This is a genomic window from Micromonospora sp. U21 (genome assembly GCF_018070045.1).
Lineage (GTDB): Bacteria > Actinomycetota > Actinomycetes > Mycobacteriales > Micromonosporaceae > Micromonospora.
The window spans coordinates 226,595-240,057 of sequence record NZ_JAGPYK010000007.1; the positions used below are offsets into that span (position 1 = coordinate 226,595).

General features: G+C 73.1%; 12 protein-coding genes and 1 riboswitch. Of the genes, 7 read left to right on the plus strand and 5 right to left on the minus strand.

Going from position 1 to position 13,463, the window contains the following annotated elements:
- Nucleotide 1: 1 nt before the first annotated feature.
- Entirely contained in the window at nucleotides 2–1,357 is a 1,356-nt protein-coding gene (locus KBX63_RS12440) for a WXG100 family type VII secretion target (protein WP_210911157.1), read from the plus strand.
- A gap of 95 nt (nucleotides 1,358–1,452) precedes the next feature.
- On the opposite strand, the gene mycP is transcribed toward KBX63_RS12440, so the two are convergent.
- Nucleotides 1,453–2,697, minus strand: coding sequence for a type VII secretion-associated serine protease mycosin (mycP, locus tag KBX63_RS12445; RefSeq protein ID WP_307871697.1), 1,245 nt, complete (start codon nucleotides 2,695–2,697; stop codon nucleotides 1,453–1,455).
- A 50-nt stretch (nucleotides 2,698–2,747) separates the two neighbouring features.
- Nucleotides 2,748–3,086, minus strand: a complete 339-nt coding sequence (locus tag KBX63_RS12450; RefSeq protein ID WP_210911158.1) for a MarR family winged helix-turn-helix transcriptional regulator — start codon at nucleotides 3,084–3,086, stop codon at nucleotides 2,748–2,750.
- A 203-nt stretch (nucleotides 3,087–3,289) separates the two neighbouring features.
- Between KBX63_RS12450 and KBX63_RS12455 the strand changes: the two genes are divergently transcribed.
- The gene (locus KBX63_RS12455; protein ID WP_210911159.1) at nucleotides 3,290–4,009 is read left to right on the plus strand and encodes a carbonic anhydrase; all 720 of its coding nucleotides are present in this window, start codon (nucleotides 3,290–3,292) and stop codon (nucleotides 4,007–4,009) included.
- A gap of 56 nt (nucleotides 4,010–4,065) precedes the next feature.
- Here KBX63_RS12455 and KBX63_RS12460 read toward each other — a convergent pair whose 3' ends face one another.
- Both KBX63_RS12460 and KBX63_RS12465 read right to left on the minus strand, forming a co-directional pair.
- The gene (locus KBX63_RS12460; RefSeq protein ID WP_210911160.1) at nucleotides 4,066–5,085 is read right to left on the minus strand and encodes a hypothetical protein; all 1,020 of its coding nucleotides are present in this window, start codon (nucleotides 5,083–5,085) and stop codon (nucleotides 4,066–4,068) included.
- Nucleotides 5,086–5,089: 4 nt separating this feature from the next.
- Nucleotides 5,090–5,220: riboswitch (cyclic di-AMP (ydaO/yuaA leader) on the minus strand.
- A 166-nt stretch (nucleotides 5,221–5,386) separates the two neighbouring features.
- On the minus strand, nucleotides 5,387–6,763 hold the full coding sequence (locus tag KBX63_RS12465) for a YibE/F family protein (RefSeq protein ID WP_210911161.1): 1,377 nt from the start codon (nucleotides 6,761–6,763) through the stop codon (nucleotides 5,387–5,389).
- A 311-nt stretch (nucleotides 6,764–7,074) separates the two neighbouring features.
- Between KBX63_RS12465 and KBX63_RS12470 the strand changes: the two genes are divergently transcribed.
- Nucleotides 7,075–9,144 (plus strand): heavy metal translocating P-type ATPase, encoded by a 2,070-nt coding sequence (locus KBX63_RS12470; protein ID WP_210911162.1) that lies wholly within the window; start codon nucleotides 7,075–7,077, stop codon nucleotides 9,142–9,144.
- A gap of 49 nt (nucleotides 9,145–9,193) precedes the next feature.
- On the opposite strand, the gene KBX63_RS12475 is transcribed toward KBX63_RS12470, so the two are convergent.
- The gene (locus KBX63_RS12475; protein ID WP_007454936.1) at nucleotides 9,194–9,490 is read right to left on the minus strand and encodes a metal-sensitive transcriptional regulator; all 297 of its coding nucleotides are present in this window, start codon (nucleotides 9,488–9,490) and stop codon (nucleotides 9,194–9,196) included.
- A gap of 152 nt (nucleotides 9,491–9,642) precedes the next feature.
- On the opposite strand from KBX63_RS12475, the gene KBX63_RS12480 reads away from it, so the two are divergent.
- The 4 genes from KBX63_RS12480 (at nucleotide 9,643) to KBX63_RS12495 (ending at nucleotide 13,373) form a co-directional block, all read left to right on the plus strand.
- Nucleotides 9,643–9,852: a heavy-metal-associated domain-containing protein gene (locus KBX63_RS12480; RefSeq protein WP_210911163.1), complete on the plus strand. Its 210-nt coding sequence runs from the start codon at nucleotides 9,643–9,645 to the stop codon at nucleotides 9,850–9,852.
- A 14-nt stretch (nucleotides 9,853–9,866) separates the two neighbouring features.
- A complete protein-coding gene (locus KBX63_RS12485; protein ID WP_210911164.1) occupies nucleotides 9,867–10,847 on the plus strand; it encodes a hypothetical protein in 981 nt (326 codons plus the stop codon).
- Nucleotides 10,848–10,859: 12 nt separating this feature from the next.
- Complete coding sequence (locus KBX63_RS12490; RefSeq protein WP_210911165.1) at nucleotides 10,860–13,115, plus strand: cation-translocating P-type ATPase; 2,256 nt, start codon at nucleotides 10,860–10,862, stop codon at nucleotides 13,113–13,115.
- An 84-nt stretch (nucleotides 13,116–13,199) separates the two neighbouring features.
- Entirely contained in the window at nucleotides 13,200–13,373 is a 174-nt protein-coding gene (locus KBX63_RS12495; RefSeq protein WP_089017952.1) for a CsbD family protein, read from the plus strand.
- Nucleotides 13,374–13,463: the final 90 nt, after the last annotated feature.

Here is a 13,463-nt window from a genome sequence, read left to right on the forward strand (position 1 = left end):
AATGGGCCTGAGCTGGGAAGAGATGTGCCAGAAGGTCGTCATCGACGGCCGGCCGGGTGACGTGGAGAGCGCCGCCCTTGGCTGGGAACAGCTGATCAAGAATCTCAACAACGTCAAGCAGAGTCTCGACACCAACATCAAGGACCTGGGCACGGTCTGGAAGGGCCCGGCGTACGAGGCGTTCAAGGGTCACGTCGAGCAGATCGCCAAGGACACCGGGCAGATCGTGGCGGACGCCGAGAAGGGCACCGGCATCGTCCAGTCGCTCAAGAGCGCCGCGGAGAAACTCACCGCCGCCCAGCGGGACTTCCCGGTCCCGGCGACCTGTGTCAACGACGTGCTGGAGGCGCGGAACGCCAAGCTGACCCTCAGCGTGGGCTTCTTCGAGGCCAAGGTGGCACCGGACTTCCTCGGCTGGTTGGACCCGGTGACCGCGGTCGCTGACTGGATCAACGACCGGTCCGAGGAAGCGGCGGGCGTCTACCAGCGGGTCAGCGGCGACTACCAGAACATCGCCCCGGGCACCCCGGGTGATGCGAGCGGCTTCGACAACAAGACACCGAAGACCGAGATTCCGAAGCTGGACAACGGTGGCGGCGGTGGTGGCGGGGTCGGCGGCGTACCGGACATCGGCGGCGGCAAACCGTCCATCGGCGACATGGGCGCCAGGCCCTCGATCGACGCCACCGGCATGCCGGACACCGGCAACCTGCCCGGCGGCTCCGGCACGCACCCCGATCTCTCCGGCGGGTACGACACCGGTTCGGGCGGCGGCTACCCCGGCACCGGTGGGGTGCCGGGCGCCGGCGGTCTGGAGGACGACTACAGCAGCGGCCTCGCGGGTGCTGGCGGCGGTGGCACGCCGGGTCTCGGCTCCGGTCTGGGGGGCGGCGGCCTGGGCTCCTCCGGCCTGGGTGGCGCCGGTGGGCTCGGCAGCGGCGGTGGCCTGAGCGGCGGCGGCGCTGGCGCCGGCGTTCTCGCGGGCGGCGGCGCGCTCGGCCGGGCGGTCTCCCCCAACATGGGCCCGATGATGGGTGGCGGCGCGGCGGGCGCCGGTCGCGGTGGTGGCCGCGTCGGCGCGGGCGGAAAGCTGGGCGCGGGCGGCGGCATGGCGCCCGGCATGGGTGGCGTCGCCGGTGGCGGCGGTGCCGGCCGGGGCGGTGCCGGTCGGGGCACGGCGGGCGCGGGTGCCGGCGGCCGGGGCGCGGGTGCCCGAGGCGCGGGTGGGATGGCCGGGATGGGTGCCGGTGCGGGCGCCGGCTATGGCGAGGAGGAGGCTCCCCGCAACACCTGGCTGGAGGAGGACGAGGACGTGTGGGGCGCGGACGGCGGCGGCACCTCCGGCGTCCTGCGCTGATCGTCGGGACACCACGGCACCGACGGGGACGACCGTCGGTGCCGTGCTGCCTACGACCACCGGAGGCCGTGCCAGGCGCGATCAGCCGGCGCCGGTCAGTTGGTGATCGGTGAGTCGGTGCGCCGGCCCGGGCGCCAGCCGCGCCGACGGCCCCGGACCAGGATCGGCCGGGCGGCCAGCAGCAGCGCGGCGAGCAGCCCGCCGACCGCCGCCGCCCAGATCGCGGCACTGCGTTGCCAGCTCAGCGGGTCGTCCGACCTGGCGGGCGCAGGGAGCGCGCCGGCGGGCGGATCGGTGCGGGTGCCCAGCAGGCTCGACACGGCCCGGTACGGGTTGACCACGCCGTAACCGACCTCCGCGTTGTGCCCGTCCGGCGGGTTGTCCGCCGTCCGTTCCAGCCGGTCGGCGACCTGCTGTGGATCGAGGTTCGGGTAGGCGGCCCGGACCAGCGCGGCCACCCCCGACACGTACGCGGCGGCGAAGCTGGTGCCGCCGGTCGGCTCGGCGCGGTAGCCGTCCCCGCCCGGGGCCGGCCCGACGATGTTCAACCCCGGCGCGGCGACGTCGACGTAGGTGCCGCTGACCGAGGTGCCGACGTGGCCGCCCTGCTCGTCCACTCCGGCGACCGCGATCACACCCTCGTACGCGGCCGGGTAGGCCGTCTTCTCCTGCTGCTGTTCCTGCCGGTTGCCGGCGGCGGCGACCAGCACCACCCGCTTCGCGAGCGCGTTCTTGACCGCTGCCTCCAACTCGGGGCGGGGCAGGGTCACCAGGGACAGGTTGATCACGTCGGCGCCCTGCTCGACCGCGTAGTCGATGGCTGCGGCGATCTGCCCGGGCAGCGCCTCGTCGTTGGTGCCCTTGGCGTCCGGCAGCACCCGGATCGGCAGGATGCGGGCCGCCGGGGCGATGCCGCTGAACGGTGCGCCGGTGCCCTCCTTGCCGGCGATGATGCCGGCGACCATCGTGCCGTGCCCAACCAGGTCACACTGGCCCTGGTTGGCCGCCAGGCCGTTGAAGTCACGGCCTTCGAGCACCTGGCCCTTGAGCAGCGGGTGGATGGCGGAGACCCCGGAGTCGATGACCGCCACCGTCACGCCGGCGCCCCGGGACAGCGGCCACGCCGAGGACGGCTCCAGCCGGCGCAGCGCCCACGGCATCTCCACCAGGGCGTCCTCGCCCTCTGGGCCGCAGGTCGGCGGCGCCGCGACCGCGGGGGAGGGGACGGCCACCAGGGCGGCGCCGAGCAGGATCGCCAGCGTTCCACTGAGGACAGCACGGACGGCACGTCCGGTCCGGCGGGAGGGCTCGGTCGCGCTCACTGGCAGGTATTCGCGCACCCGCAGAGATTACCGCTGCGTCCGGTCCGGCAGCTGTCCGGAGATGGCGGTCAGGGGTGGGGCGCGGCTTCCGGGGCGGGTGTCTCGGCGAAGAGCGCGAGCAGAGCGCCGACCTGGCGGTCGGCCTCGGCGGGGTGCCGGAAATGGCCGGCCGGGTTGAGGGTGTACTCGTTGCGCCGCCCGACGCGGGTGCGGTGCAGGTAACCGCCGGCCTCCAGGTCGGCGACGATCGCCTGCGCGGCCCGCTCGGTCACACCAACCTCGGCCGCCACGTCGCGCAGCCGCGCGGTGGGATCGCGGGCGATGGCCAGCAGAACGTGCCCGTGGTTGGTGAGGAAGGTCCAGTTCCGGCCGCCGGTGTCGCCAGCCGCCGTCGCCGTGCTCGCCATCGTGGGTCCGCCTTTCCGGTTGCCGCCGCAATCTCGGAACGTCGCCGGAGCGCCGGCCCGAGGAGGCAACGTATGAAATCTATATCACGCATATCTTGACGCATCTTGCGGTGCGTGTGACCGTGGAGCCCGAGCCAGCGCCCGCCGCCGCCCCGCTGAAGAGTCGGTTGAGCAGGTCAAACGCGTGGAGGAGAGGTGCGGGGATGAGCCGTCCCGGTACACCCGGCAGGCAGCCGGGTTCGCAGCGTACTGCCGACCCGACGCCAGCACTCACCGGGCCCGCCCAGGCGTACGCCGAGTTGGCCGCCGGGAACCGGCGCTTCGTCCGTGGTGCCCCGCGCCACCCCAACCAGGATGCCGGGCACCGGGCCGCCGTGGCAGACGGGCAGCACCCCTTCGCGGTGATCGTCGGCTGCTCCGACTCCCGGTTGGCCGCTGAGATCATCTTCGATCGTGGGTTGGGCGACCTGTTCGTCGTCCGCACCGCTGGGCACACCACCGGCCCGGAGGTGCTGGGCAGCGTGGAGTACGCGGTGACCGTGCTCGGCACCCCGCTGGTGGTGGTGCTCGGCCACGACTCGTGCGGTGCGGTGCAGGCGGCCCGGGAGTCGGCCGCCACCGGCACCCCGCCCCAGGGGCACCTGCGCGCAGTGGTCGACGCGGTGCTGCCCAGCCTGCGCCGGGCCGCCGCCGAGGGCGTCGACGACATCGACGGCATCGTCGACATCCACATCGCACAGACCGTCGAGGCGTTGCTCGGGCAGTCGCCCGTGCTGGCCGCCGAGGTGGCGCAGGGGCGGTGCGCGGTGGTGGGGGTGTCGTACCGTCTCGCCGCCGGAGTGGTGCGGCCGGTGGCCGCCGTGCCGGCCGCGACACTCGACGTACCGACCGGCACCAGCACGCCGGCCGCGCCCGCCGCCTGACACGCCGAGGGCCGCCCCGCGTGACGCGGGGCGGCCCTCGGCGGAGAGCGCGTGGATCAGAGCAGCGACATGTGCACGTGGTCGGTGTGGTTCGACGGCCCGCTGTACGACTTCCAGCCGGTCGCCGGGAACCAGATCTGCCGGTTCCAGATCACGTAGTAGATGCCGAGGCGGTCGGCGTTGCGGATGAGGAACGCGGCGATGTTGTTGCCGTACGTCCGGGTGTCCTCGTTGTGCCACGGGCTGAAGCCGCTCTTCTGCAAGGACCAGTCACAGGCGCGGCCCTTCGGGTGCTCCCACGGTCCGCCGGAGCGGTAGCAGCCGACGAATCGGTTGAAGCCGGCCCGCTTGACCTCCTTGTACGCGTGCAGCGTGCGCGGGGTGACGCAGCCCGAGGTGGTGGGGTCATTCTCGCTGCACGACTGGGACTTCCAGTCGCCGTCGGCGGTCCGTCCGGGGCCGAGCCGCGCGACCGGCGAGGTGGCCGACACCAGCCCGCCGGTGAAGCCCTTACCACCGACCAGTGCGAGCGCCTTGTCCGCCTCGCGCTTCTCCTTCGCCATCAGGGCGGCCTGCTTCTGCTGCTCGCGGACCTCCGCGTCGAGGGCCAGCTTGGCCTGCTCGGCGCGGGCCTTCACCGCGTTGACCTCGGCGAGCTTCTTCTCGTTGACCATGTTCATCTCGTCGAGCGCGGCGGCGCGCTGGACGAACGAGTCAGGGGCGTCGCTCTCCAGCAGCATCGCCATCGGGCCGATCCGGCCGGTGCGGTACGACTGGGAGGCGATCTGCCCGACCTGTGGGGCCAGTGCGTCCAGGTTGGCCTTGGCCCGGTTGACCTCCAGCGCCAGCTGCAGCTGCTTCTTCTTGGACTTGCCCAGCCTGGACTTGGCGGCGGAGTAGTCGCGGTTGGTCTTCTCGATGACGTCGGTGAGCAGCTTGGGCTCGCCGTCCTCCTCGTGCCCGGACGGTGTGGGGGTCGTCGGGGCGGCGTGGGCCGGGAGGGGTCCGGCGAGCACGGTCAGTGCGGCGATTACGGCCACCACGGGTGTCAACCAGCGGCGTAGGGGTGCCGTCACAATGTTCCCTTCCGTCGACCGCCGACCGGGTTAGCTGACGGGTTCGGGGCGGAAGTGGCCCCTACCGCTGTCGCGGATTCACCCCACGTACCTGGGTTCCCGGCTCGCCGGTTGGCGATTGGGCGGTGGCACCGCAGGCGCCGCTTCGCGCCTTCATCGGTGACCGGCAGCGAGGTTACCCGAGAGTCCACCGGCTGAGCTACGCCCTGATGCCGACTAAAAGCGTCATTTCGCCATGGCGTTGAGTGACCAGTGACGCGGTTCTCAGGGCGGACGCCCCACCTGGTCACGTTGAGGAGTGTCACCATGCCGTATCCGTGCTCCTGTTCGGCTCTGGCCACCGGTCGGTGGCTGTGGATGGGGGTGTGGTCCGCGCCGGGTCGGGCGACGTGGGGTCGGGTCGACCCGTGCGCGGAGAGATCAGTGCGGCCAGTGCCTCGGCGCGGTCGGGCTGAGGTCGCGGGGCGGGCGCGTCGACGGCGGGAGCCGGGCCCTGCCGGCCGGCTGCGGTCACCATCGCGGCCAGCCCGGTGGTCAGCGGTACGGCGGCGATCAGCCCGAGCGTGGCGACCGCGCTGCGGACGATCTCCTGCGCGAGGAACTCGCTGGTCAGGATCTGCCCGATCGGCCGCGAGTCGGCGGTGAGCAGGAGCAGCAGCGGCAACGAGGCGCCCGCGTACGCCAGCACGATGGTGTTGACGGTGGAGGCGATGTGCGCCCGGCCGACCCGGGTCGCCGCCCGGTAGAGCTGCAACCGGGTCAGCCCGGGGTTGGCGTTGGCCAGCTCGGTCACGGTTGCCGCCTGGGTGACCGTCACGTCGTCGAGCACGCCGAGCGAGCCGATGATGATCCCGGCGAGCAGCAGGCCGTGCAGGTCCACGTCGGCCTGGAACATCGACAGGGTGGTGGCGTCCTCGCTGCCGAAGCCGGTGAGGTGGGTGGTGGCGGTGACGATGGTGGCCAGTACACCGGTGAGCACCAGGCTGCCCAGGGTGCCGAGCACCGCGACCGAGGTCTGCGCGCTGACCCCGTGCGTCAGGTAGAGCACCACGAACATGATCAGCGCGGCGCCGACCACCGCTACCAGCAGCGGTGAGCGGCCGGCGCCGATTCCGGGCAGCACGAAGGTGAGCAGGATCGCGAAGCTGGCGGCCAACCCGGCCAGTGCCGCCAGGCCCCGCCACCGGCCGAACGCGACGATCGCGGCCGCGAAGATCACCGCCAGCCACAGCAGCGGCGCGCCGCGCTGGTGTTCGGCGATGTTCCAACTGCTGGCGGTGGGATCGGTCGGATCGGTCAGCTCGACCAGGATGACCTCGTCGTCGACCTCGACCCGTGGCGCGCCGGGTCCGGCGGGCACCGGTGTCTGGATCTGCTGGCCGGCGGCCGGGCCGTCGTCTACCCGAACGTCCACCGTGCCGCACGGCCCGTCCCCGACGCCCGGTGTGCCCTCGGGGCCCGGCGCCGTCGGCGGGCACGGCTCGGTCACCACCCGGGTCACCGTGCCGTGGTAACGCGGCACGTTCGCGCCCCCGTCGGTCTGCGGTGACCCGTCGCGCGGCCAGAGGACCACCGCGGCGAGCACCGTCGCGACGAAGAGGGGCACCACCGTCGCGATGAGGATCCGTCGCACCCGGGGCGGGGCGGACGGAGCGGAACGGGTGTGGTCGGAACCCAATGCGAGAACTCCCAACGATCCGATGCGGGATACGTGCCGGCGGGCCGGTCGGTTCACCGCCGCCACGGGAATGCGGCGACGGGCGCGCCAGATCGCTGGATCGCGACTGCGTGATCGCACACGGTGAGTGACCGGCCGGGTCGGCCGGAGGCGACGCCACACCGTGGCGGCACCGGTGCCGAACTGCGCAGCGGGATCCGGAGGGCCATCGTCGGAATGCTAACCACCCCGACCGGGGGATGCAGGTCGTGCCGGAGTGTCGGGTGGTCGAACGACCGGCGTGGCGGTCTCCGGACCGGCATGTTGGAGTCATGTCCGCTCCGTCAGCGCCCGGCCCCGACCGCCCCATCGGCGATCAGCGCCACGCCGGGCACGACAAGCACGCCGGGCACGACAAGCACGCCGGGCACGATCCCGCGATGTTCCGCCGTCGGTTCTGGGTCTGCCTGGCGCTCACCGTGCCGGTGGTGTTGACCAGCAACCTGGTGCTGGACCGGCTCGGCCTCGGGCTGGACGTCCCGGGCCGGTCCTGGGTCGGGCCCGTGCTCGGCTCGGTGGTGTTCTGGTGGGGCGGCTGGCCGTTCCTGGTCGGTGCGGTCCGCGAGGTCCGCGATCGGGCACCGGGCATGATGCTGCTGGTCGCGATGGCCATCACCGTCGCCTACACGGCGTCACTGGCCACCAGCGTGGGCGCCTTCGACCTGGATTTCTGGTGGGAGCTGGCCGCGCTGGTCACCATCATGCTGCTCGGGCACTGGCAGGAGATGAAAGCCATCGGTCAGGCCAGGGGCGCTCTCGCGGCACTGGCCGCGTTGCTGCCCGACGACGCCGAGCGGGTGACGGGGGACGGGCGGGTCGAGCCGGTGCCGGTGACCGAGCTGCGGGTCGGCGACGTGGTGCTGGTCCGGCCGGGTGGGCGGGTTCCGGCGGACGGCCGGATCGTCGACGGCGGCGCCGAGCTGGACGAGTCGATGATCACCGGCGAGTCGCGTCCGGTCCCCCGGTCGGCAGGGGACCGGGTGGTGGCCGGCACCGTCGCCACCGACTCGGCGATCCGGGTCCGCGTCGAGGCGGTGGGTGAGCAGACCGCGCTCGCCGGCATCCAGCGGATGGTCGCGCAGGCGCAGAGCTCCGGCGGACGGGCGCAACTGCTGGCCGACCGTTTCGCCGCCGCGCTGTTCTACCTGGCCACCGGCACCGCCGTGCTGACCGTGCTGGTCTGGACCGTGCTCGGCCAGCCCGACGAGGCGGTGGTCCGCGCGGTCACCGTCCTGGTGATCGCCTGCCCGCACGCGCTCGGGCTGGCGATTCCGCTGGTCGTCGCGCTCTCCACCGCGCTGGCCGCGCGGTCCGGGATTCTGGTCAAGGACCGTTTGGCGCTGGAGCGGATGCGGACCGTCGACGCGGTGCTGTTCGACAAGACCGGCACCCTGACCCGGGGCGAGCACGTGGTCACCGACCTGGTGACGGCACCCGGCGTCGGGCGGGACGAGGTGCTGCGGATCGCGGCGGGCGTGGAGTCCGACAGCGAGCATCCGCTGGCCCGCGCGATCGTGGCGTCGGCCGGGAGCGTCGGCCCGGCCCCGGCCTCCGGGTTCCGGTCGCTGCCGGGCCGTGGGGTGCAGGCCACCGTCGACGGTACGGAGTACGCGGTGGGCGGCCCGGCGCTGCTGCGGGAACTGGACCTGTCGCTACCGGCCGACCTGGGTGCGGCGATCGGCCGGTGGTCGGCGCGGGGCGCCGCGGTGCTGCACCTGGTGCGGCTGCCGGGCACCCTGCTCGGTGCGTTCGCGCTGACCGACGAGGTACGTCCGGAGGCCCGGGAGGCCATCGTCGAGCTGCGCGCCGCGGGCGTCCGCACCATCGCCATGATCACCGGTGACGCCCGCCCGGTGGCCGAGGCGGTCGCCGCCGACCTCGGATTCCGGCGCGGTGTCGACGAGGTCTTCGCCGAGGTGCTGCCGGCGGAGAAGGACGCCCGGGTGGCCGAGCTTCAGCGGCGGGGGTTGACCGTGGCGATGGTCGGCGACGGGGTGAACGACGCGCCGGCGTTGGCGCGTGCCGACGTCGGCATCGCGATCGGGGCGGGCACCGATGTGGCGATCGAGTCCGCCGGGGTGGTGCTGGCCTCGTCGGACCCGCGCGGGGTCGGCGCCGTGGTCCGGCTCTCCCGCGCGTCGTACCGGAAGATGCGGCAGAACCTGGCCTGGGCGGCGGGCTACAACGTGGTGGCGCTACCGCTGGCGGCCGGGGTGCTGGCGTGGGCCGGAGTGGCGTTGAGCCCGGCGCTGGCCGCGGTGCTGATGTCCGCGTCCACCATCGTGGTGGCGCTCAACGCCCAGTTGCTGAGAGGGGTACGTCTCGGCCCGGAGCCCGACTGACTGGGCGTCCGTCGGGCCGGGCGAGTATCGCTCGTGGTCGGCTCGGGTCTCAGCCGCGCTTCATCAGCCGGCCGACCGCCGCCATCATCTCGGTGGCCATCTCGTCGGCCCGGCCCTCGGCCGCGCCCTCGTGCATGCAGTGCCGGGCGTGCCCGTCGAGCAGCCCCAGCGCCACCTTGTCGAGCGCGGCCTGGATCGCGGAGATCTGGGTGAGCACGTCGATGCAGTAGCGGTCCTCGTCGACCATCTTCTCGATGCCCCGGACCTGCCCCTCGACGCGGCGGAGCCGCGCGAGCAGCTGGTCCTTGCTGGCGGTGTATCCGCGGATCGGCGTGGGTGCGGTCATGGCGACAAGGATAACGTACCCCTAGGGGGTATGGTACTGTCCCTTCGTGTCGGATACCCCCACCGGGTACCGGTACAACACGAGGGCAGATGTCCGCCTCCGAATTACCCCTGGGGGGTATAGGCTCGGAGGTGGCGGAGGGAGACAGTTCGATGGTCAACACGACGTACCAGGTGCAGGGCATGACCTGTGGGCACTGCGTCAGCTCGGTCAGCGCCGAGGTCGGCGCCATCGCCGGTGTGCGCGACGTTCAGGTCGACCTGGCCACCGGCCGGGTCACCGTCAGCAGCGACCAGCCGCTGGACGTGGAAATCGTCCGGGCCGCCGTCGACGAGGCCGGCTACGACCTCGTCGACGCCTGATCGAGAGGCTCGCCATGAACACGGTCACCAGACTGGGCGGATTCGCCCTGGGCCTCGCGGGGGTCTTCGGCGCGGCGTACGGGATCGGTCAGGTGGCCGGTCCCGCCGCCCCGGTCGCCGAGAGTCGGCACGACGACGGCGCGACCCACCAGCCGGGCCCGGGCGGCCAGGGGGAGCACGACGAGGCGGCCGGCCGGGTTCCCGGCGGCCTGCTCGTCTCCGACCGCGGGTACACCCTCGAACCGGTCGCCGCCCCGGCCGGCGAGTTCGCCTTCCGGATCGGCGGCCCCGACGGCCGACCGGTGACCCGGTTCGACGTGGCGCACGACAAGCGGATGCATCTCATCGTCGCCCGGCGGGACCTCTCCGGCTTCCGCCACGTGCACCCTGACCTGGCCCCGGACGGCACCTGGAAGGTCGCCACCCCGCTGGCCGGCCCCGGGCAGTGGCGGGCGTTCGCCGACTTCGTCCCGACCGGGGCAGAGCCACTGACCCTCGGTGTGGACGTCACCGTCCCCGGCCCGCTGGCCGAGCGGCCGCTGCCCGCACCGGCGACCAGCACGACCGTCGACGGCTACACGGTCACCCTGACCGGCGCGGTGCAGCCCGGTGGCACCTCACCGCTCACTCTGACCGTCAGCCGGGACGGGCAGCCGGTCACCGACCTGGAGCCCTACCTGGGCGCGTACGGCCATCTCGTGGCGCTGCGCCGGGGCGACCTGGCGTACCTGCACGTCCACCCGGAGGGCGCACCCGGCGACGGGCGCACCCGGCCCGGTCCGGCCGTCACCTTCCTCGCCGAGGTGCCCTCGGCCGGCAGTTACCGGCTCTACCTCGACTTCCGGCACGGCGGGTCGGTGCACACCGCCGAGTTCACCGTGGTCGCCGGCCCCCCGCCAACCGGCGCACCGGCGACCGGTGGCGATCCCACCCCGAGCGGACCCACCCGGACCGAGGGCGCCGACCACGGCAGCCCCGGACACGGGCACAACTGACGGGACCAGATGATGACCACCACCAGCAGATCGCTGCCCGAGGCGCCGAACCGGATCGAGTTGGCGATCAGCGGAATGACCTGTGCCGCCTGCGCCGCCCGGATCGAGAAGAAGTTGAACCGGATGGACGGGGTCAGCGCGACCGTCAACTACGCCACCGAGAAGGCCACCGTCCGGTACGTCGACGGCGTCACGCCGGACGACCTGATCGACACGGTGCAGAAGACCGGCTACACGGCCGCTCTGCCGTCCCCGCCGGCCACCGCCGAGGAGCCGGTGGACGCGCTGCGCGCCCCGCGTACCCGCCTCTGGGTGTCGGTGGCGCTCAGCGTGCCGGTGGTCCTGCTGGCGATGGTGCCGGCCTGGCAGTTCGACTACTGGCAGTGGCTGTCGCTGACCCTGGCCGCCCCGGTGGTGGTCTGGGGCGGGCTGCCCTTCCACCGGGCCGCCTGGACCAACCTGCGGCACGGCACGGCGACCATGGACACCCTGGTCTCGCTCGGCACCCTCGCCGCGTTCGGTTGGTCGCTCTGGGCGCTCTTCCTCGGCGATGCCGGAATGCCCGGGATGACGCACCCGTTCCGTTTCGACATCACCCGCACCGACGGCGCCGGCAACATCTACCTGGAGGCGGCCGCCGGGGTGACGGTGTTCATCCTGGCCGGCCGCTACTTCGAGGCCCGCTCGAAGCGGACCGCCGGCGCCGCCCTGCGCGCCCTGCTCGAACTGGGCGCCAAGGAGGTGGCGGTGCTCCGCGACGGGGTGGAGACCCTGATCCCGGTGGACCAGCTCGCCGTCGGTGACCGGTTCGTGGTCCGCCCCGGCGAGAAGATCGCCACCGACGGCGTTGTCGACGAGGGCACCTCGGCCGTGGACGCCAGCATGCTCACCGGCGAGTCGGTCCCGGTCGAGGTCGGCCCGGGCGACGGCGTCGTGGGTGCCACGATCAACGCGGGCGGCCGGCTCGTCGTCACCGCCACCCGGGTCGGCGGGGACACCCAGCTCGCCCGGATGGCCGACCTGGTCGAGCAGGCCCAGAGCGGCAAGGCGGCCGTGCAGCGACTGGCGGACCGGATCTCCGGTGTGTTCGTGCCGATCGTCATCACGCTCGCCGTGGGCACCCTCGGCTGGTGGCTCGGCACCGGGGCCGGGCCGACCGCCGCGTTCACCGCCGCGGTGGCCGTGCTGATCATCGCCTGCCCCTGCGCCCTCGGTCTGGCCACGCCGACCGCACTCCTGGTCGGTACGGGCCGGGGTGCCCAGCTCGGCGTGCTGATCAAGGGACCGGAGGTGCTGGAGTCGACCCGGCGGGTGGACACCGTGGTGCTGGACAAGACCGGCACCGTGACGACCGGCCGGATGACCCTGGTGGACGTGACGCCGGCCGCCGATGAGGACCGTGCCGAGCTGCTCCGGCTCGCGGGGGCGGTCGAGGCCGCCTCCGAGCACCCGATCGCCAGGGCGATCGCCGCGGGCGCCGCCGAGGCCGGGGCGCTGCCGTCGGTGACCGGCTTCGCCAACGTCGAGGGGTTGGGCGTGACCGCCACGGTGGACGGCCGGAGTGTGCTGGTCGGCCGGCTCCGGCTGCTGCGCGAGCGCGGGCTCGACGTACAGCCGGAGGTTCAGCGGGCGGTCGCCGACGCGGAGGCCAGCGGCCGGACGGCGATCGTCGCCGGTTGGGACGGGCGGGCCCGGGGGGTGCTCGCGGTCGCCGACGTGGTCCGGCCGACCAGCCGCGCGGCGGTGGCTCGGCTGCGCACCCTGGGACTCACCCCGGTCCTGCTGACCGGAGACAACGTCACCGTGGCCCGGGCCGTCGCCGCCGAGGTGGGCGTGGACGAGGTGATCGCCGAGGTGCTGCCGGCCGGCAAGGTCGACGTGGTCAAGCGACTCCAGGCCGAGGGCAGGTCGGTGGCGATGGTCGGTGACGGGGTCAACGACGCCCCGGCGCTGGCGCAGGCCGACCTGGGCCTGGCGATGGGCACCGGCACCGATGTGGCGATCGAGGCGTCGGACCTCACCCTGGTCCGGGGCGACCTGGACGCCGCGGTGGACGCCATCCGGCTGTCCCGTCGCACGCTCGGCATCATCCGGGGCAACCTGTTCTGGGCCTTCGGGTACAACGTGGCGGCCCTGCCGCTGGCCGCTGCCGGGCTGCTCAACCCGATGATCGCCGGGGCCACGATGGCCCTCTCCTCGGTCTTCGTGGTGGCCAACAGCCTGCGCCTGCGCCGGTTCCGCTCGGCCGGCCCCGGTGACGGGGTGTAGTGGCGGAGCCGACCGCAATGGTTGGGTCGGGGATGGCGGGGGTACTGCTGGTGGTGCAGCGACGCTCGCGATGGAGGTTGGCACATGGGTATCGACGACAAGATCAACAACGCCAGCGAGGACGCGGCCGGCAAGCTGAAGGAAGGCGCCGGTCGGGCCACCGACAACGAGCAGCTCGAGGCCGAGGGTCGCAACGACCAGGCCGGGGCCAAGCTCAAGCAGGCGGGCGAGAAGATCAAGGACGCCTTCAAGAGCTGACGTACGACGCACTTCCGCACGCCGGGCCGGTGATCTCACCGGCCCGGCGTGCTGTCTGTCCGCCCCCTCCGGAGACCCTGAGATCCCCCT

Excerpts from the sequence above, each read along its gene's own strand:
- KBX63_RS12480 (WP_210911163.1), top strand. The coding sequence starts at position 9,643 with ATGGTCAACACGACGTACCAGGTGCAGGGCATGACCTGTGGGCACTGC.
- KBX63_RS12495 (WP_089017952.1), top strand. The coding sequence starts at position 13,200 with ATGGGTATCGACGACAAGATCAACAACGCCAGCGAGGACGCGGCCGGC.
- KBX63_RS12455 (WP_210911159.1), top strand. The coding sequence starts at position 3,290 with ATGAGCCGTCCCGGTACACCCGGCAGGCAGCCGGGTTCGCAGCGTACT.
- KBX63_RS12470 (WP_210911162.1), top strand. The coding sequence starts at position 7,075 with ATGTCCGCTCCGTCAGCGCCCGGCCCCGACCGCCCCATCGGCGATCAG.
- KBX63_RS12440 (WP_210911157.1), top strand. The coding sequence starts at position 2 with ATGGGCCTGAGCTGGGAAGAGATGTGCCAGAAGGTCGTCATCGACGGC.
- KBX63_RS12450 (WP_210911158.1), bottom strand. The coding sequence starts at position 3,086 with ATGGCGAGCACGGCGACGGCGGCTGGCGACACCGGCGGCCGGAACTGG.
- KBX63_RS12475 (WP_007454936.1), bottom strand. The coding sequence starts at position 9,490 with ATGACCGCACCCACGCCGATCCGCGGATACACCGCCAGCAAGGACCAG.
- KBX63_RS12490 (WP_210911165.1), top strand. The coding sequence starts at position 10,860 with ATGACCACCACCAGCAGATCGCTGCCCGAGGCGCCGAACCGGATCGAG.
- KBX63_RS12485 (WP_210911164.1), top strand. The coding sequence starts at position 9,867 with ATGAACACGGTCACCAGACTGGGCGGATTCGCCCTGGGCCTCGCGGGG.